Raw genomic sequence first — 16763 nt, forward strand, 5'->3', positions numbered from 1 at the left:
CCCGCAGGGCGGTCGCAAACATAAAATCCTACAAATGCCAAAAAGGCCTCGTGTGCTGTTCGGCAATCCTTAGGAAATACTGCGCCAAATCTGCCGAGAAAACCTGTCGGGGATCATCCCCCCGTAAGAATATCTGATAGCGGAATTGTGACATATCCACCGTGCCATCGAACGCCGTATGCGCTGCTGTCTCCATGCGGAACTCATGCGCCTCTGTGCGAATGGCTAGTTTGTAAGTCTGCCCCGGATAGATCGAGTTTGAAATCACATACTCTCGCTTTTTTCCGCCAAAAGCTTCCGGCAGATTGCCGTCGAGATGCAGCGCATCCGCGCGGAAACCGCACGTTTTCCCCATGATCTTATAAAGATCGAGTACGGAAGCAAGCTCTGTCACACGACCAAGATGCGGCACCCCGTCGCCTCGGACCATCAGGGCCGCACCGACATGCGTATCAGCCAGAAGCCAGTCGTCATCGTAAACACTCGCCCCGTGGTCAGAGTAGAGATGTACGATATACTCCTCGGGAGCATAGTTCTCCTCCAAATAAGCAAAGAGCAGGCCGAGCTCCCTGTCGAGCATGCGGATCTTCCACTGGTTTGTCGCACGCATCGCCGGTGTGGCGGCAAGAAAAACGGATGCCTTCCCCTCCTGGCCGCAGAACGCCTCCGGCGGGAACTGCGCCTGGATGTTCTCAGGCAAAGCTGCACTGTCCCCACAGGGATGCGAGTCAATCAAATGGAGTTCGATGAAATTGTCTGTCTCACGGAAGGCTGCGAGATGCTTCATTACGCGCACAACCCCCTGCGAGGCCTGATGCTTCACCCCCAGGTTCACAAGCATCCGTTCAAAGCCACGCGTCGCACCGTTCACCACACCCTCACCGTCGCCCATAAGGCTTACCGAGTAATAGCCAAGATCGCGCATCTCTTCCGAAAGCGTGCGGTAATCGGATTCAAGCCGTACAGCGAAATCACGATGGAAAATTTGCGACTTATGGATATGAAGCCCCGTTTCAATGGTTGGCAAAGATGGATACGTATATTCCGCAACAGACCAGCAATTGTCGAAGATAACACCCTGCGAAAAAAATCGCAGGATGTTCGGTACATTCCTGTACCCCTCAATTTTCTGCTCCGCCCACGAAAGGCCGTCCGCAAAAATATTCAGCACGACCTTCTTTCGCTTCGGGCTATGGCCAAGCTTTACGGGACGCCCCATAAGAAAGGTGTCCTTCGCCTTCATGCGGCATGGCTTCTCGATGCGCAGCAATCGCGTCTCCAGCGGTATGATGCCGATGCCAAGCTTCTTTCCTGCCATTTCCATCCGTATGGTCTGTCCCATGTCCTTGCCCATGACAGGCAGGATGCAAGGCACATCCTCCGCGGAAATTTCTACCTCATCCACCTCGACCGCACGCAGAAAATCAAACCAAAAGCTGTTGAAAAAACCAATATGATCCTGCAGGTCCTTTTCCATGATCCAAGAAATAATTTTTCCATGGAGTCCGAAGTTTTCTTCCTCATTCAACAGACCCGCATAATAGGGAAAGTCCTGTTCTTCCCCTGTTTCCTGCCCATAGGGAAGCGGTTCGCCTAAAAGCGGTTCCCCACGAAAGGTGAGCACCCCGTCCACCATGCGGGGTTTCGATACAAAGGGCGGCGCAAAAGCTGGAATAAAACGACATAGAAAGAGTTCCCGTCTTACTTTCAAATCATCGGCAGAAAAAACCTTGGCATAATCCATTCCTTCCTTGGAAAGACGGATGCGATATTTCAACGCCTCGCTTTCCTCCCCGAGTGCCTGATGACAACGAAGGAGCAGCCGCCAGATGGCAGGATTCAATTTCCTGCGCCGGTAGGCGCTCTTTGCAAAATCCAAAGCCTCCCGCCATTCCCCATGAACCGCGCAAAACGCTGCAAAGACAAGACTCGTATCCACTTGGTCGGGAGCAAGAGCAACAAGCTTCTGCAGACTCTCCTGATAAGCCGTGCCATAATCGCCTTGCTCTCCCCATGCGTTCAGATTAGAAATGAGTTCGCGCAGTTCATGATAGAAAGCGAAGCTTGCTTCCTCCACCTCACCTTGAAGCCCCGCTCCGTCCGCGCCTCCGTCTGCCATAACACCGCGGAACGGCAGGACAGATGTCGGTTTTTGTTCTTCAGCCATCATTTTCTCTCCCCAGCTCATTTTCACTTCATCCCTGCATATCACGTATGGGCGAAAGATGCCACATGCTGCCATGCAATGGCGAGAAATTTATCGCGCAGCGCATCACTCCATACCGCCCCACGCCCTTCGCGTTCGTAAATATGGCAGGTGTAGGCACTCATGTCAATCGTACCGTCCATGCGCGTCAACGCTTTTGTTTCTAAACGAAATTCATATTCTTTCGTGCGAATGCAAAGCTTGTATGTCTGCCCGGGAAAAATTGAATTTGAAATCACATATTCTCTTTGTTTGCCGCCAAACACCTCTGGCAGGTTCGCATCAAGTTTCTCATCCGGCAAAAGCCCCGCCTCATGCATGACGATAGCATGGAGGTCGATGAGACTCATGAGCTCATCCGTCATACCAAGCACAGGGATGCCCGCACCGCGCATCATCAAAGCGACGCCACAGCGCTCGTCACTAAAAAAGAACGGATCGCTGCTGTAGATGGAAATGCCGTGGTCAGAATAAAGATTGACGATGTACTCGTCTTCTGCATAATGCTCTTCAATATAACGGAAGAGCTCCCCGAGAGACCGATCCATACGCTCAATGGCAGCGATATTATCATAAATATTTCTCGGCTGGCCTTCAAGGTCGAACGCCCTTTCCCTCGGCGTCCCTTCATAAACTCGTTCCTGCCACGGAAGTTTCGCCTGCGTCCTTGGCTGCGGCGGCACGACATAGGGCACAACGGGATGCGAATCCGCCACATGAAGAAATACATAGTTGTCGCACTCATCAAACGCTTCGAGGTGATCGATCGTACGCTTGACGCCCTCATAAGCCTGAAACGTAATGTATGGAGCTGTGATGATGCGGTCATAGCCGCGCTTGTATCCATTGTAGATGCCTGCAGAATCTCCCATGGTCTGTACACAATAGTAGCCGAGTGCCTTCATGCGCTCGGCAAGCGTTTTTTTCTCCGGGGAAAGTTCCATCCATGCGCTGTCGTGAAAAATCTGGCTCCTGTGCATATGCAGCCCCGTTTCCACCGTACCGAGCGAGGAAAAGGTATACTCAGCAACGGAAAACGCCTGATTAAAAATCACGCCCTTGGGAAAAAAATCCATAACATTCGGTATGCTGCGAAAATCCGCTTTACGCATCACCGGCCAAGATAAGCCATCGAGCAAAAGATTCAGCACGAGGCGTTTTCGTTTGGAACTATGTCCGAGATGCACAGGATCTGCCGCGGCAAATTGTCCCTTCGGAACGGCAAGCCGTGTATCGCATTCCAGTCGCAAAAGCCCGAACTCTGCTTTCCCCGTATAGAAATCACCTTGTTTCCCCGCGCCGCTGAGCGTGACAGGCTGCCCCTGTTCTGCAAGCGGCGTTACAGCAGCCACGGCAGGGAATTCCGGTGTCGCATGGATTGTCAGGGAGCGGGCGATAAGCGCCTTGCGCAAATCGAAGGTGATATTCGAATAAAAATTAATATCCTGGTAAGACGCTTCTTCCAAGCATGCCAAGCGTGCAGCACGGGCATTAAAAAAGATGTCGGTATTGTAGATGCCGCACCACAATTCCCTATCCTGCTTTTTCGGCTGCAGGAGAAAGTCGCCGACTGTAGTGCGAAGCTGCACTTGCAGGCCGCCGTCCGGAGCTTTCCTGACCGCTTCGTAAAAAGGCGCCCATGTCGGTGAAAGCCGCCCTATGCAAAAAGCCTTTCGTACCGCCGTCTTTTCCAAGCGAAGCGGCATGCCGGGAACCCCTGCCGTATGTTTATGACAAAGTCCCTTGAAGCATGCAGCAAGCACTTCCTCTCCTTGCGCATCGTATATGGCAATGAGTATATGCCATATATCCACGTTGATCGGACGAAGCGCATAGGCCTGTTCCGCCAGCTCACGTGCCCCCGTCAAATCACTTGCAGCAAAACGGAGAAGCGCTTTGAGATACAAAGGCGCCGCCTCGTCATGGCTCAATGCGGAAAACTCTGCTGCAGCGGTTTCCGCTCCCTCTGGGAAAGTCCGTTCCTCGCACCACTGAAAGATCTGCTGCCGGAGAGCAGATTCGCGCTGCTCTCGTAAAGCCGCTGCCATAGTGGAAAGGCACTCATCCTTCGGCACATCGAGGAGCATGTGCCGCACGGCATCCAAGAAGCGAGTACCGCCTCCATGAAGCCGGAAGCGTCCTTCTTCTTTCAGGAAGATGACGGAAAGATCCCCGGCAATGGGAAAGAGCATGCACGGCAGTTCGTCATATTCCGGAAAAATCCCCGGCACAAACGGTACGCCTGCCGCCTGCGCAGCTGCTTCGACAAGCGTGGTACGGGTGCGTTCATAACTATCACACATGGCAGAAGCATTCGGCACATAGAGCAGTTCATACAGCAGGGAAAACAATTCTTCGTCAGGCGCAGTGTTGTATATCTCCATAAGCGCGAACACTGCCTTTTGATAATCGGACGCTTCTTGTCTTCCATCTGATTTACGCAATTGTCCAAGCAGTGCCGGAACCTTCTCCTTCATCTTGGCTTTCCCCCGCTCACTCGCTCTCCAGAACCATCTCATCCAGGCTCTTGCCACCGGGCACCATCGGCAGGACATCGACGTTGCCCGGCACCATCACGTCGAGGAGGTGCGGGCCGTCTGCAGCAAACGCCGCTGCCAGCTCTTCCCTGAGCCGCTCCGGCTCCTTGACGCGGCTTGCCGCAACGCCCATCGCCTCGGCAAGCTTCACGAAATCCGTTCCCCCGGGGAGCAGCGTTTCCGAATAATGCTTGTTGTAGAACATGCGCTGCCACTGCGTGACCATGCCGAGCACGCGGTTGTGCACGACGACGATCTTCACATCAATCCGGTTATCTGCCGCCGTCGCCATTTCCTGGCAGTTCATCATGATGCTTCCATCGCCCGTCAGAAGAACAACCTGCTGCCCGGGACACGCAATTTTTGCGCCGATGGCGGCGGGCAGACCGTAGCCCATCGTGCCGAGACCGCCCGAGGTCAAGAAGCGACGCGGTTCCTTCGCATTGTAATACTGCGCGGCCCACATCTGATGCTGGCCGACATCCGTCACGATGATCGCATCATCTGCCGCAAGCTCACTGACCATCTCGACGAGTGCCTGCGGCATGATCTGCCCCTCGATCTTTTTGTAGGTGAGCGGCTTCTCATTGTTCATTTCGATGATATAGCTGTCCCACTTGGAGAAGCGTGCGCGGTAGTCAATGCCCGCTGCCTTGAGTTTTTCCGTGAAAAGCGGCAGCGACCAGCGGAGATCGCCGAGCACGCGGCAGTCCACGAGCACATTCTTGTTGACCTCGACGGGATCGATCTCGAAATGCACGATTTTCGCGCGCGGTGCAAAACCCTCCACGCGGCTCGTCACACGATCGTCGAAACGCATGCCGACGGCAATGAGCAAGTCGCACTCCTGGACGGCCATATTCGCGGCATACGTTCCGTGCATCCCCGCCATGCCAAGGAAATTCTCCCTTGCGCTCGGCACGCAGCCGATGCCCATCAAGGTCGTCACCGAAGGGATGCCCGTCAGATCGAGCAGAGCGCGCACCTCCCCCGCAACGCCTGCGAGAGTCACGCCGCCGCCAAAGATGAAGAGCGGCCGCTTCGCTTCGGCGACAGCCCTTGCCGCCGCCTCGACCTCCGCCGCTTCGCCCGTAAAATCGCCGTTGTATCCCTTCAGATGCACCTTTTCCGGGTAGGCATAATCCACTTCCTGCGTAAAGACGTCCTTCGCGATATCGACCGTGACAGGACCGGGTCTTCCCGTGCGCGCGATAAAAAAGGCTTCGCGCAGGACGTGCGGCAGATCTTTAGCGTCCTTCACCAGATAATTATGCTTCGTAATGGGCGTCGTAATGCCGCAGATATCCGCCTCTTGGAAGGAATCCTTGCCAATGTAGGGATTGCCGACCTGACCCGTGATACAGACGAGGGGAATCGAATCCATATACGCCGTCGCAATGCCCGTCACGAGATTCGTGCCGCCCGGCCCCGAAGTCGCGATGACGACGCCGACCTCGCCCGTCGCACGCGCGTAGCCATCCGCCGCATGTGCCGCGCCCTGCTCATGGCGAACAAGAATATGCGGGAACTTCTCCTGGTAGATCGCATCGTAAAGATCGAGCACCGCGCCTCCCGGATAACCGAAAACAACGCGCGTGCCCTCTTTCCGCAGGCTCTCCAAAACGGCCTGCGCCCCATTCATCTTCAAAGCAAACACCTCAAGTCTTTATCGCAAAAAAGGCGCGGCAGCTTCCACCCCATCGCCGCGCCGACGAAAACCTGCATCCCTTGCCACAAACCGTCCCATGCCCTCGAGCATCTCGCCGAGACAGGAGCGGCAGCCCTCGGGCGTATCCGCAACACAGGACTTTCCCGGGTAGAGTGCGTACCGGCGGCGGTAATCGCCCTCTGTCACATTCGGCATCACAACATTCGCGCCCGAGGCCAGCATAAGCTTTCGTGCCCCGCGTTCGACGGTCTCCATCGCCGTCGTCGCCGGAATATTTGCCTCAGGCAGGAGAAGCCGTATCAAGGAAACCATGCGCCGCACCAGATGAATATCTCCCGGCGCAGCCCCGCCAAGCGGCGTATCGCCGTTCGGAACAAAGGGACCGATGCCGACCATATCCGCATCCAGCGCCTGAAAAAACAGGATATCCCGTGCAAGCGATTCCATCGTCTGCCCCGGCAGCCCCACGAGAGATCCCGTTCCCACCTCATAGCCCAGACGGCGCAAAGAGGCGAGGCAGTTCCGCCTCGCCTCCCAGCTCATGCCCGGATCGAGGCGCCTGTAAAGCTCCTGATCCGTCGTCTCAATGCGCAGGAGGAAACGGCTGGCGCCGGCCTCCCGCAAGGCGAGGTACTCCGCCTCGTCCCGTTCGCCAATCGAAAGCGTGACGACAAGTCCGAGTGCACGGATCTCACGCAAGATAGGCGCGAGCACATCCACAGTGAAAAAAGGATCCTCGCCGCCTTGCAGCACGACGGTTCTATAGCCATAGCCGCGCGCCTTTTCTGCCAGCCGGAGGATCTCCTCCGGCGTGAGCCGGTAGCGTTCAACGCGGGCATTATCGCGCCGCAGGCCGCAGTAAAAACAATTTTGCCGGCAGATATTCGAAAACTCGATGAGTCCCCGCAGATGTACGCCGTCGCCGACATGAGCGGCACGCACGCGGTTAGCGGCAGCCGCCAAATCCTCCTCTGCTTCAGGCGAAGAAAGCATCGCTGCGAGCTCCTCCTCGTTCAGCTGATGCTCATCTGCTGCCTTTTCTAGCAGGTCTTGCCTTGAGCTTCCTCTTCGGCTTTTCCGCATCCTTCTTCACCTGTTCTTCTGACGGCTTCTCCAAAGACGCTTCCTGACCGTCTTCCTTGAGGCGTTTCATATCCTCGGGACGCAGCACGCCTTTCGTCTGGCTCGCAATCTCCTCACGATGGCTCTTCTCGTAGGCCAGTATCGCCTCAAGGAATTTTCGCTCCAGGCTCTTTTCAGGCAGCTCCGCAATCGTCGTCACGCTCCCGGGACGCGTCGTGCGTATGGTCGACCAAGTGCTGTTGAGGTCGTCCGTCCGCTCCAGCGTCGTTGTGCCCGCTGCGAGGTCTATGCGCAGATACTCCGCTTCCCCCACAAGGTCGTCATAACCTGCAAGCGACTCACCGCGCCAGCGGCGTTTGGAAACAACATCCGAGATCGCTACATCGTCATACGTCTGCAGCGTCGGCACGATGAGAACATCGAGATTGATGGTTCCGTCCTGCGCCACATCGTAACACATGGCGCGCTTATTGAAAAAATAATTGGCCCGCGCCGAGGACTGCACCCACTCATAGATATGCTCCGGCACCTGCGGCGCCGCCTCTGCCATAGGGGCCGTGAGGAAAACGAAGGGAAGGAATGCCGCCAGCCATCGTTTCATCTTCATTTTTCTTTTCTTTCGCTCCTTTTCTTTCCGGGCAGGCGCCTTTGCAGCCCCGCCCTTGAACATCCAACTTCAATCATCGCCCACACGGTAAAGCCCGTCGAGCTCATAAGGCGTCTCCTGGTACACATAGTAATTCAGCCAATTCGCGAAAAGCAGATTCGCCACCGAGCGCCAGCGCACCACAGGCATCCGGCTCGGATCGTCGTCCGGGTAATAATTCTGCGGAATCTCGATGGGCAGACCTGCCGCCACATCGCGGTCATATTCCTGCTTCAGTGAGAGCGGGTCGTACTCCGCATGTCCCGTGATGAAAAACTGCCGTTTCGCAAGATTCGCTATCGCATATACACCGGCACGCCCCTCGGCTTCAGCCAGCAGCGTCAGCTCCGGCACACCTTCAATCTCTTCCCTGTGCACTTCCGTATGGCGGGAATGCGGCACATAAAATTCATCGTCAAAGCCGCGGAAAAGGCGCTCATGCTCGACGCACAGATGGTGGCGGTAAACGCCGAAAACCTTCGTGCCCGTCGGATGTTTGCGGATGCCATAGTGGTAGTAAAGCCCCGCCTGAGCGCCCCAACAAATGTGGAAGGTCGAATAGCAGTGCTTCTTGCTCCACTCCATGATCTCGGCCACCTCATCCCAATAGGCCACTTCCTCGAAAGCCATATGCTCCACGGGTGCGCCTGTGATGAGGAAACCATCGTACTTTTTGTGGCGCACCTCAGCGAACGTGCCGTAGAACTCCGTCAGATAATCCTGCGACGTATGCTGCGGCACATACGACTCCGTATAGATGAAGTCCACCTCGACCTGCAGCGGCGTATTTCCCAAAAGTCGCAGGAGCTGTGTCTCCGTCACGGATTTGTTCGGCATGAGGTTCAGTATCAGCAGCCTGAGCGGGCGGATGTCCTGGCCATAAGCACGATCGGCGTCCATAACGAAGATATTCTCTTCCTCCAGCACTTGGGACGCCGGCAAATTATTCGGTATCTTGATCGGCATAAAAAAGCCTCTCTCCCTTTTCCATCACCTTCACGGCGACAAACCCGCCATACAGGAAAGCCGCCTAATTGGTTCAGTTTAGCATAGAAAATGCGCCAGTGTCAAATGAGAGAACGCTATAGACGACAGGTTTACACCTGTCTTCATATATGTTAGACTGCAACCAATAGGGGGCAGTCATGAAAAGCTATACATCGCGGGAAATTATCAAAATCCTAAAAAAGGACGGTTGGTATGAAGTCCATTGCGTCGGCGACCACCATCAGTTCAAGCCCCCCACGAAGAAAGGGCGTATCACGATCACACACCCGCGAAAGGATTTTCCTCTCGACACATTGAAAAGCATTGCCAATCAAGCCGGAATCGACCTGCCCTGAACCAATCCCATCCTAGGAGGGCGCACCCTATGAAAGATCTTTATGCATTTCCCGCCGTCTTCCACGAGGCTGAAGACGGCATTTCCATCCACTTTCCCGACCTGCCCGGCTGTCTCCCCTGCGCCGCAACAATGGAAGAAGCATTCCTCCACGCCAAAGAAGCGCTGCAGCTTCATCTCTACGGCATGGAAGAGGACAAAGAGCCTATTCCCGCACCTTCCCGCATTGCCTCTGTCCCTTGTGGAAAAGGTGAAAGCCTTGCGATGATTGACGCATGGATGCCGCCTTTTCGAGAAAAGATGCTCAACAAATCCACGAACAAAACCGTCACCATTCCTTGCTGGCTCGATCTTCTTGCACGAAAGGAAAAGATCGATTACTCCCATCTTTTGCAAGAATCGTTAAAAGCCTGCCTTGGTGTACAAGCATCGGATGCCCGCCGCTTTCGCGGAGAATAAAGGAAGCGCTGATAAATTCAGCCTTCCAAAAATGAAGAACGCGCAGTGTCCCGGCATCAGCCGAGGCGCTGCGCGTTTTTTTTCCAGTGACGCCAGATACGCTCGTAAGCCGCTTCGACCTCCCTTGCATATTGGCGAAAATTCATCAGGGGCGATGCGAGCAGCAAGTCGCGCTGCCTTTCCCGGAGAACAGCCAGCGTTTCAGGCGAACCTGCCAGCAGCTTTGCGATTTCCACATATTCCGCTTCGCTCGCGGCGATGAGCTCCGGAAGCCCCGCATTCTTCAGAAGACTTGCACCAAAGCGCGCGCCATGGCTGTCTCCCGCAAGCGTGATGACCGGCGCTCCCATGTAAAGCGCCTCACATGTCGTCAGCCCGCCCGTATAGGGAAACGTGTCGAGAGCGATATCCAGATCGGCATACTCGGCGAGATATTCCTGCGAAAAGCCGCGCAGTTCGATGCGCGCCGCATCGATTCCGAGGCGCAGGAAGCGCTTTTCAGCGAGCGCCTTCCCCTCTTCGCTGCCAAACAAGCGGCTTTTCAAGAGCAGCCGCGACTCCGGCACCTGCTCCATAAGGACGCGCCAAAGCCGCAGCACCGCATCTGTAACCTTGCTGTAATTATTGAAACAGCCGAAGGTCACGAAGCCTCGTGCCAGGCACGGCGGTGCAGCCGGCACGGGAGCAGCGGCAAAGGGAAGATAGCAGAAATGGCTGTGCGAAAGACGCAGGGGGCGCTCATATTCGCCCGCTTCTTCCTCCGGCGGATCGAGCGTCTCATCCCCGAGCAGATAATCCATCGCCGAAAGCCCCGTGCGTCCCATATAGCCGATGCCCGTGACCTGCACAGGCGCCGGTTTCAGAGCCATGACCGGCAGGCAGTTGTCCTTCGTATGGCCCGAAAGGTCGACGAGGATATCGATTTCATCCTCTCGGATGAGCCGAGCCGCTTCCTCCGGCGAAAGCCCAAGGATATTGCGCCAGGCGACGCCCTCCTGCTGCGCCATCGTGCGCGAAACGGCGTCCTCCGCATTGTTCGCGTAGCAAAAAACCGCGAAGCGCCCTCGGTCGAACGCACGCAAAAGCGGCAGCAAAAAAAACGCCACAGGGTGCCAGCGCAAATCCGGCGAGATGTAGCCGATGCGAAGCCGTTCATGCACCCGCTCGCGAGACACGGACGGCAAGCGCACGGCAGCGGGGAAGAAAGCATCAAAGTCCTCGACAAGGCCCGCAAATTCAACGCGCTCTTCCTGCGGAACATAGTTCAGAGCAAAAACCGCATTGCTGTACTCCGCAATCCCTTGCGCGCGATCCGCCTCTAGCCTGCTTGAGGCGAGAAAAGCTCGCACGCCTGCCGCAGCTTCACCCGCCAGCGTCAAGGCCGATCCCAGAAGGCTCTGCGCCTCCGCCAGGAATTTTCGATAATAGACGGCCAGCGAGGTCTGCTGCCCGCCGCCCGCTTCGGCCAAAGCCGCCAGTCGCTCCTCCAGCCAGGCGATGAGCTGCCGCAGATGAGCGATTTCCGAGCAAGTGCTTCCCTCGCCCTTCTCGATGTAGATTTCCTGCAGCGCAGCCCCCGGATGCTCCGGTTCCGCATCGCGTATGCGGCGGATCTCGCTGCGCGCCTCCCCGTAGGCGCCGAGCTGCATGAGGGAAGCCGCGCGTACATAGCGCATCTCCACGGCCTCCTTCGACAGAGGCGTCTGTGCCAGCGCCTGCGCCAGCAAACCTGCCGTCCTTTCATACTGCCCCGCAGCAAAAAGGCGGCCCGCCTCGCCGAGTATATCGGCAGGCGAGCCGCCCTCAGCGGCCGCAGCCATGGCGGCTTCCCCGCTCCATACCGGAGAAGCCGCCGCCGAAAGCGCACGTTCCAGCGCCGCTCTCGACGTCCTCGCTGCCGCACTGCGCTTCCCTCGTGCCTTCTTACGCTCCCGGCTCATTGCCTTCTTCCCCATTCACGAACATCACCTTGCAATACATCTCGGATCTGTCATGCAGCAGACGGAACGCCTTTTCATGCTCTTCAAAAGAAAACGTCTGCGTCACAAGCGCTTCGGCATCCACCGAACGGCTGCGCATCGCGTTCATCGCATCAAGCCATTCCGCCGGACGCGTGTTGAGACTGCTCTTCCATGCGCCATGCAACTCGATCTCCTTCTGCAGCAGCAGATCATACATCAGGCCGGTCATCTCGATGCTCTTTTCCGGACGCCCCATAAGGATCACGCGGCCGCCGCGCTTCACGGCCAAAAGCGCCGTCTCCAGCGCCCCGCCTTGCCCCATGCCCTCGATGCAGGCGTCCGCGCCCCGTCCGCCGGAAAGGCGCATCACATAATTGTAGACGTCCGTACTCTCAATGTCTACCGATTGCAGGAACCCCAGGGAACGTGCAAAAGAAGCCTTATCCTTCGTGCGCGCCACAAGGACAATGTTGCGCACATCGGCCTCACGCGCCCAGCTCGCAAGAGCCAAGCCAATCGAGCCAAGGCCGAATACGACAAGCGTCGACCCGGGCCCCACCCCCGTCTTGCGGAATGCATGGAGCGCCACAGCCGTCGGTCCCGTCAGCGCCGCCGCCTTAAAGCTTACCTCCGGCGGCAAAAAAATCAGATTTTGCTTCTTCACCGTCACGAACTCGGCCATGCCGCCCGCCCGCTCCGTACCATAGAGCTGCATCTCGCTGCAGTCACGCGGCCGCCCATCGAGGCAGGACATGCATCGCCCGCAAAAAAGCATCGGATAAGCCGCAGCGCCCCTGCCGATGAGAGCCATATCATCGGCCTCCACGATACGCCCCGCGAATTCATGCCCGAGAATCATCGGAGAAACCTCCGCGCCCGTCTCATAGACACTCTTGACATCCGAACGACTGATGCCCGAAGCCTTCACCTCCAGGAGCACCTCATCCTTCGTGCGCTCCGGTTTCTCCACCTCCTCAAGCCGCAAATCCTGCGCCCCGTAGAGCCGCAATGCCTTCATCCGTTCCACATCCCTTCCGATTCCGTGTAGCGCACCTTCTGGGTGAGCCAAAGTTCGAGGTTTTCGAGCGACATCTCACCTGCCGCCACATTGACGATGACCTCCTCGAGCACCTTGTCCTCCTCCGGCAGCGTACAGCCATTGACTTCAAGAAATACCATCATCGAATGGAGCGCCGTCCGCTTGTTGCCGTCAAAAAACGGGTGGTTCTTCGCCAACCCATAGCAGAGACGCGCCGCCTTCTCCTCCAATGTCGGATAAAGCTCCACGCCGCCGAAGCTCTGGAACGGAGCGTTGACCGCCGAGGCTAAGAGCCCCATGTCGCGCACGCCCTTTTCCATACAGGAAGAGCGCTCCATTTCCTCATGGAAATAAAGCACATCCTCCACAACCAACTGAATCTTGCTCATTTATCTTCCAACTCCTTGTAGAGCTTCGCATTTCTTTTCATCAGCTCTATTGAAGCCTGTCGGATTTTTTCCGCCGCCTCTTGGCTCGTCCGGCTCGTCACAACATCTTCCTCTGGTCTTGCACTCGTCATTGGCTTATCCATGGTTTTCCTCCCCGTGCCTCAGATATGCTTTCATCCTTCCGTATAGTATACCATACTTCGTCCAGTCCCGCGCTGAAAAAGTTTCATCCCCTCCCCTGCCTCCTGCACAAGAAAACGGCAGGATTTTACAGCTAAAACCACCGCCATTCATGGATAAAAAGTCCTTGATTCTTTTATTTTCTTTTGCTATAATAAGGACATAAAGATGAAAACATCGGCCATACTTCTATGGCATCTGCCTGATCGAAAGGATGTGCATTTTATGGGCATTTCTATTGGAAACAACCCCATCTCGTATTCGACAATGAACCGCATCAACCATGTATCGAACCATCTCTCGCGTCAGCTTTCGACCGGCACGAAAAATCCTTCTGCCGTATTCGATCCTTCCGCCTATTCGATTGATATCCGCATGAATTCCAACATCGGAGCCATCAGCCAGTCCAATGCCAACACGCAGCAGACGAACGCCATGCTCCGGACGGCAGAAGGCGGCGTCAGCTCCTCCGTCGAAGTGCTCGGCAACCTCCAGCAGATGCTGCTCAATGCCGCAAACGGTACCAACAGCGACTCCGACCGCCGCGACCTCGGCAAGATGGTGGATGCGGCCATCGCTACCCTGAACGACAACGCCGGCATCCAGTACAACGGCATGAACCTCCTCGACGGCTCCAAGTCCGTCAACGTCGCCTCGCTCGACGGCTCCGACAACATCACGAACCTCAGCGACATGCGTTCGACGGCGCTCGGTCTGACCGATGCAAGCGGCAAATCCACGCTGAACCTCGGCACGGACGCAGGCATTGCCGATGCTCTTGACAAAGTCACAACAGCGCTCAACAAGACGCTCGACCAGGCCACGACCATCGGAGCGGCACAGCAGCGTCTCAACTATCAGTCCGCCAACTACGTCACACAGGAAGAAAACCTCATGGCCGCCTCCGCGACGAACAACGGCACGGACATGGCCAAAGCTGCCACTGAATTCAAGCAGAACGAACTCCAGCAGCGCCTCTTTCTCTTCGCACAAAAAGCCCAGATGGGCACCATGGCCTCCCACTATTCCGCACTGGCACTCCTGCGGTAAGAGTCCACGGAAATATACGGACAAGCAAAAGGCTCCCGCTTTAATCGACGGGAGCCTTTTATTTGTCCGCATGATGAATTTCAGAACTACTGCAAAAATCAAAGCAGTGCCTTGTACCGTCCCTGCTCCGACTTCGGGATGGCCAATGCATCCATCGCCTTCTCAGCCGTCCATTCCAAATTCTTCATGAGATTGCGTATGGAAAAGAGGCGTTCGCTTTCCCTGCCTTCTTCTCTACCTTCTTCTCTGCCGATTGCCTTCGCCTCGCTCGTAAGAGCTTCCATGGTCATGCCCATACTCGCAATTCCTTTCTCCTCCTGCTTAAAATATCTTGTTCGCTCCGCCAATATCGGTTTTCTCTGTATCGATTTTAATTTCAAAGCAAACGATGCATCTTGCCAAGCGAAAGAACCTTCTCCATGGGAACCTTTGACAGTCTTGCTATGGTTTCCGTAGGCATCTTTTCCTTCAGCATCGATAAGACAAACTCCTGTCTCGCATTCTCTGCACCGCGCTCCAAGCCTTGTTCCAAGCCACGCTCCAAGCCTTGTTCCAAGCCACGCTCCAAGCCTTGCTCCATGGCAATTTCACGTTCTTCCTCCAGCTGCACGCGATGGGCGCGTTCGGGATCCCATTTGAAACTCACCATATCGAAAACCTCCTCGTGTTCACGTTCTCTGAAATAATCTGTCAGATAATCCTGCTCGATGCAGTAACGAATCGCGGACATAACCGCCTGTTCCAGGCATTCCCCCTGCTCCATCAGCTTCCTTACCTGCGCTACAAAAACGCTGTAGCCCTTGAGTGAGCGGCATCGCTCGAGCAAACCCCGTCCCGGCGCGTCGTTGATATTGTATGCTTTGACCCTAAGCTCGAGATTTCCTGCTTCCTCCCCGAAGGCGTCCGACAGACGCATTTCCCATTCATCAGGCGCAGGATCGAGGCCGTTGTAGAGCACATAGAACTCCGGCGCCGGCAGGGCAATACGTCGCCGGCGATAAGGCACATCCTTATGGACAAGATTCTTATACAGGCGTGCCGCATACCAAAACATGAGCAGCGGCATGCTTTCATTGCCACGACCAAAATGATACAAGAAGGAAACGTCAGCGTGGCATTGACACGCGCGACGGTCACAGCGCCGTCTTCCAGCGGCTGGCGCAGGACTTCGAGCGTCGACTTGCCAAACTCCGGCAGCTCGTCGAGAAACAGCACACCGTGATGCGAGAGCGTCACCTCGCCCGGACGCGGGATGCTGCCGCCGCCGATCATCGCCACCGTCGACGTCGTATGATGCGGACTGCGAAACGGGCGCGCCTCCACAAGACCGCTGCCGTCCTTCAAAAGCCCCGCGATGCTGTAAATCTTCGTCACCTCAAGCGCCTCCTGCCGCGTCATCGGCGGCAGAATCGACGGCAAACGGCGCGCGAGCATCGTCTTGCCCGAGCCCGGCACGCCGACCATCAACAGGTTATGCCCGCCTGCCGCCGCGATCTCAAGCGCACGCTTGGCGAAGAACTGCCCCTGCACATCGGCAAAGTCATCCGAAGACACTTCTGTATCACACGACGCAGCAGGCATCACTTCCAACGGCAGCAGCTCCGCCTTGCCCAAGAGAAAATCATACAGCTCGCGCAAGCTTTTCGGCGCATACACGCGGATGCCATCGACGAGCAATGCCTCACTGCCGTTGCCCGGCGCAACGAAGATTTCCTTGAAACCATGCTCTTTCGCCCCGACCGTCATGGACAATACGCCGCGCACACTCCGAAGCTCCCCCTCCAAAGAAAGCTCTGCTGCAAACAAGGCGTGCTCGATGCGCTCTGTCGGAATCAGCCCATACGCCGCCAAAAGCCCGACGGCGATGGGCAAATCAAGCCCCGAACTGTCCTTTCGTATGTCCGCAGGTGCAAGATTGATCGTCACCCGCGCAGGCTTAAGCTTCACGCCCGTATTCTTGATCGCCGTGCGCACGCGCTCACGCGACTCCTTCACCGCCGTATCGAGAAGCCCAACGATGTCGAACGCAGGAAATCCATAAGAAACATCGACCTCGACGTCGATGATCCTCCCATCGACCCCAAAAGTCACCGCACCATACGATTTAGCAAACACATTGCCACACCTCTTTTATTGGAATGGTCTTTCTTATTTGCTATTTTTCTCCATTTATGAAATGTATTCCTGCTTTTGATGGAAAAT

General features: G+C 56.1%; 16 protein-coding genes. 3 read left to right on the forward strand and 13 right to left on the reverse strand.

Annotated elements, in window-relative coordinates; translation table 11 throughout:
• Window positions 1-28: 28 nt before the first annotated feature.
• From ACRTGH_RS01700 to metA, 6 genes are all read right to left on the reverse strand, one after another.
• Window positions 29-2167, reverse strand: a complete 2139-nt coding sequence (locus ACRTGH_RS01700; protein WP_368847195.1) for a sulfatase-like hydrolase/transferase — start codon at window positions 2165-2167, stop codon at window positions 29-31.
• A 41-nt stretch (window positions 2168-2208) separates the two neighbouring features.
• Window positions 2209-4683, reverse strand: coding sequence for a sulfatase-like hydrolase/transferase (locus tag ACRTGH_RS01705; protein WP_368847194.1), 2475 nt, complete (start codon window positions 4681-4683; stop codon window positions 2209-2211).
• A 16-nt stretch (window positions 4684-4699) separates the two neighbouring features.
• Window positions 4700-6385 (reverse strand): biosynthetic-type acetolactate synthase large subunit, encoded by a 1686-nt coding sequence (gene ilvB, locus ACRTGH_RS01710; RefSeq protein ID WP_368847323.1) that lies wholly within the window; start codon window positions 6383-6385, stop codon window positions 4700-4702.
• Window positions 6386-6409: 24 nt separating this feature from the next.
• Entirely contained in the window at window positions 6410-7405 is a 996-nt protein-coding gene (gene hydE / locus ACRTGH_RS01715) for a [FeFe] hydrogenase H-cluster radical SAM maturase HydE (protein WP_368847193.1), read from the reverse strand.
• Between the two features lie 31 nt (window positions 7406-7436).
• Window positions 7437-8102: a hypothetical protein gene (locus ACRTGH_RS01720; protein ID WP_368847192.1), complete on the reverse strand. Its 666-nt coding sequence runs from the start codon at window positions 8100-8102 to the stop codon at window positions 7437-7439.
• Between the two features lie 69 nt (window positions 8103-8171).
• Window positions 8172-9107, reverse strand: a complete 936-nt coding sequence (metA, locus tag ACRTGH_RS01725; protein WP_368847191.1) for a homoserine O-acetyltransferase MetA — start codon at window positions 9105-9107, stop codon at window positions 8172-8174.
• Window positions 9108-9286: 179 nt separating this feature from the next.
• Here metA and ACRTGH_RS01730 point away from each other — a divergent pair, with 179 nt between their 5' ends.
• Window positions 9287-9484, forward strand: coding sequence for a type II toxin-antitoxin system HicA family toxin (locus ACRTGH_RS01730; protein ID WP_368847190.1), 198 nt, complete (start codon window positions 9287-9289; stop codon window positions 9482-9484).
• 29 nt (window positions 9485-9513) lie between these two features.
• Complete coding sequence (locus ACRTGH_RS01735) at window positions 9514-9942, forward strand: type II toxin-antitoxin system HicB family antitoxin (protein ID WP_368847189.1); 429 nt, start codon at window positions 9514-9516, stop codon at window positions 9940-9942.
• Between the two features lie 56 nt (window positions 9943-9998).
• Here the strand turns inward: ACRTGH_RS01735 and ACRTGH_RS01740 are convergent, their stop codons facing one another.
• From ACRTGH_RS01740 to ACRTGH_RS01755, 4 genes are read right to left on the reverse strand one after another with little or no spacing between them, the layout of a single operon-like run.
• Window positions 9999-11897, reverse strand: a complete 1899-nt coding sequence (locus ACRTGH_RS01740; protein ID WP_368847188.1) for an O-linked N-acetylglucosamine transferase, SPINDLY family protein — start codon at window positions 11895-11897, stop codon at window positions 9999-10001.
• Window positions 11866-12921, reverse strand: a complete 1056-nt coding sequence (locus ACRTGH_RS01745; protein WP_368847187.1) for an alcohol dehydrogenase catalytic domain-containing protein — start codon at window positions 12919-12921, stop codon at window positions 11866-11868. Before ACRTGH_RS01745 ends, ACRTGH_RS01740 begins: the two co-directional genes overlap by 32 nt.
• Window positions 12918-13331 carry a type II toxin-antitoxin system death-on-curing family toxin gene (locus tag ACRTGH_RS01750; RefSeq protein ID WP_368847186.1) on the reverse strand — a complete coding sequence of 138 codons (414 nt, stop codon included), beginning with the start codon at window positions 13329-13331 and terminating at the stop codon, window positions 12918-12920. Before ACRTGH_RS01750 ends, ACRTGH_RS01745 begins: the two co-directional genes overlap by 4 nt.
• Window positions 13328-13474, reverse strand: a complete 147-nt coding sequence (locus ACRTGH_RS01755) for a hypothetical protein (RefSeq protein ID WP_368847185.1) — start codon at window positions 13472-13474, stop codon at window positions 13328-13330. Before ACRTGH_RS01755 ends, ACRTGH_RS01750 begins: the two co-directional genes overlap by 4 nt.
• 262 nt (window positions 13475-13736) lie before the next feature.
• Between ACRTGH_RS01755 and ACRTGH_RS01760 the strand changes: the two genes are divergently transcribed.
• Window positions 13737-14561 (forward strand): flagellin, encoded by an 825-nt coding sequence (locus tag ACRTGH_RS01760; RefSeq protein ID WP_368847184.1) that lies wholly within the window; start codon window positions 13737-13739, stop codon window positions 14559-14561.
• Window positions 14562-14659: 98 nt separating this feature from the next.
• On the opposite strand, the gene ACRTGH_RS01765 is transcribed toward ACRTGH_RS01760, so the two are convergent.
• The 3 genes from ACRTGH_RS01765 to ACRTGH_RS01775 all read right to left on the reverse strand — a co-directional run bounded on the left by ACRTGH_RS01765 (window position 14660) and on the right by ACRTGH_RS01775 (window position 16676).
• On the reverse strand, window positions 14660-14857 hold the full coding sequence (locus ACRTGH_RS01765) for a hypothetical protein (protein WP_368847183.1): 198 nt from the start codon (window positions 14855-14857) through the stop codon (window positions 14660-14662).
• Between the two features lie 80 nt (window positions 14858-14937).
• Window positions 14938-15324: an RpnC/YadD family protein gene (locus ACRTGH_RS01770; RefSeq protein WP_368847182.1), complete on the reverse strand. Its 387-nt coding sequence runs from the start codon at window positions 15322-15324 to the stop codon at window positions 14938-14940.
• A gap of 17 nt (window positions 15325-15341) precedes the next feature.
• Window positions 15342-16676 (reverse strand): YifB family Mg chelatase-like AAA ATPase, encoded by a 1335-nt coding sequence (locus ACRTGH_RS01775; protein WP_368847181.1) that lies wholly within the window; start codon window positions 16674-16676, stop codon window positions 15342-15344.
• Window positions 16677-16763 lie beyond the last annotated feature (87 nt).

This window comes from Selenomonas oralis (assembly GCF_051603425.1).
In the GTDB taxonomy this organism is placed as follows: Bacteria; Bacillota; Negativicutes; order Selenomonadales; family Selenomonadaceae; genus Selenomonas; species Selenomonas sputigena_A.

Coding starts and splice junctions, on each gene's coding strand:
- ACRTGH_RS01755 (WP_368847185.1), bottom strand. CDS start 13,474: ATGGATAAGCCAATGACGAGTGCAAGACCAGAGGAAGATGTTGTGACG.
- ACRTGH_RS01740 (WP_368847188.1), bottom strand. CDS start 11,897: ATGGGGAAGAAGGCAATGAGCCGGGAGCGTAAGAAGGCACGAGGGAAG.
- ACRTGH_RS01730 (WP_368847190.1), top strand. CDS start 9,287: ATGAAAAGCTATACATCGCGGGAAATTATCAAAATCCTAAAAAAGGAC.
- ACRTGH_RS01745 (WP_368847187.1), bottom strand. CDS start 12,921: ATGAAGGCATTGCGGCTCTACGGGGCGCAGGATTTGCGGCTTGAGGAG.
- ACRTGH_RS01750 (WP_368847186.1), bottom strand. CDS start 13,331: ATGAGCAAGATTCAGTTGGTTGTGGAGGATGTGCTTTATTTCCATGAG.
- hydE (WP_368847193.1), bottom strand. CDS start 7,405: ATGCTTTCTTCGCCTGAAGCAGAGGAGGATTTGGCGGCTGCCGCTAAC.
- ACRTGH_RS01735 (WP_368847189.1), top strand. CDS start 9,514: ATGAAAGATCTTTATGCATTTCCCGCCGTCTTCCACGAGGCTGAAGAC.
- ACRTGH_RS01760 (WP_368847184.1), top strand. CDS start 13,737: ATGGGCATTTCTATTGGAAACAACCCCATCTCGTATTCGACAATGAAC.
- ilvB (WP_368847323.1), bottom strand. CDS start 6,385: ATGAATGGGGCGCAGGCCGTTTTGGAGAGCCTGCGGAAAGAGGGCACG.
- metA (WP_368847191.1), bottom strand. CDS start 9,107: ATGCCGATCAAGATACCGAATAATTTGCCGGCGTCCCAAGTGCTGGAG.
- ACRTGH_RS01705 (WP_368847194.1), bottom strand. CDS start 4,683: ATGAAGGAGAAGGTTCCGGCACTGCTTGGACAATTGCGTAAATCAGAT.
- ACRTGH_RS01700 (WP_368847195.1), bottom strand. CDS start 2,167: ATGGCTGAAGAACAAAAACCGACATCTGTCCTGCCGTTCCGCGGTGTT.
- ACRTGH_RS01770 (WP_368847182.1), bottom strand. CDS start 15,324: ATGGAGCAGGGGGAATGCCTGGAACAGGCGGTTATGTCCGCGATTCGT.
- ACRTGH_RS01765 (WP_368847183.1), bottom strand. CDS start 14,857: ATGGGCATGACCATGGAAGCTCTTACGAGCGAGGCGAAGGCAATCGGC.
- ACRTGH_RS01720 (WP_368847192.1), bottom strand. CDS start 8,102: ATGAAGATGAAACGATGGCTGGCGGCATTCCTTCCCTTCGTTTTCCTC.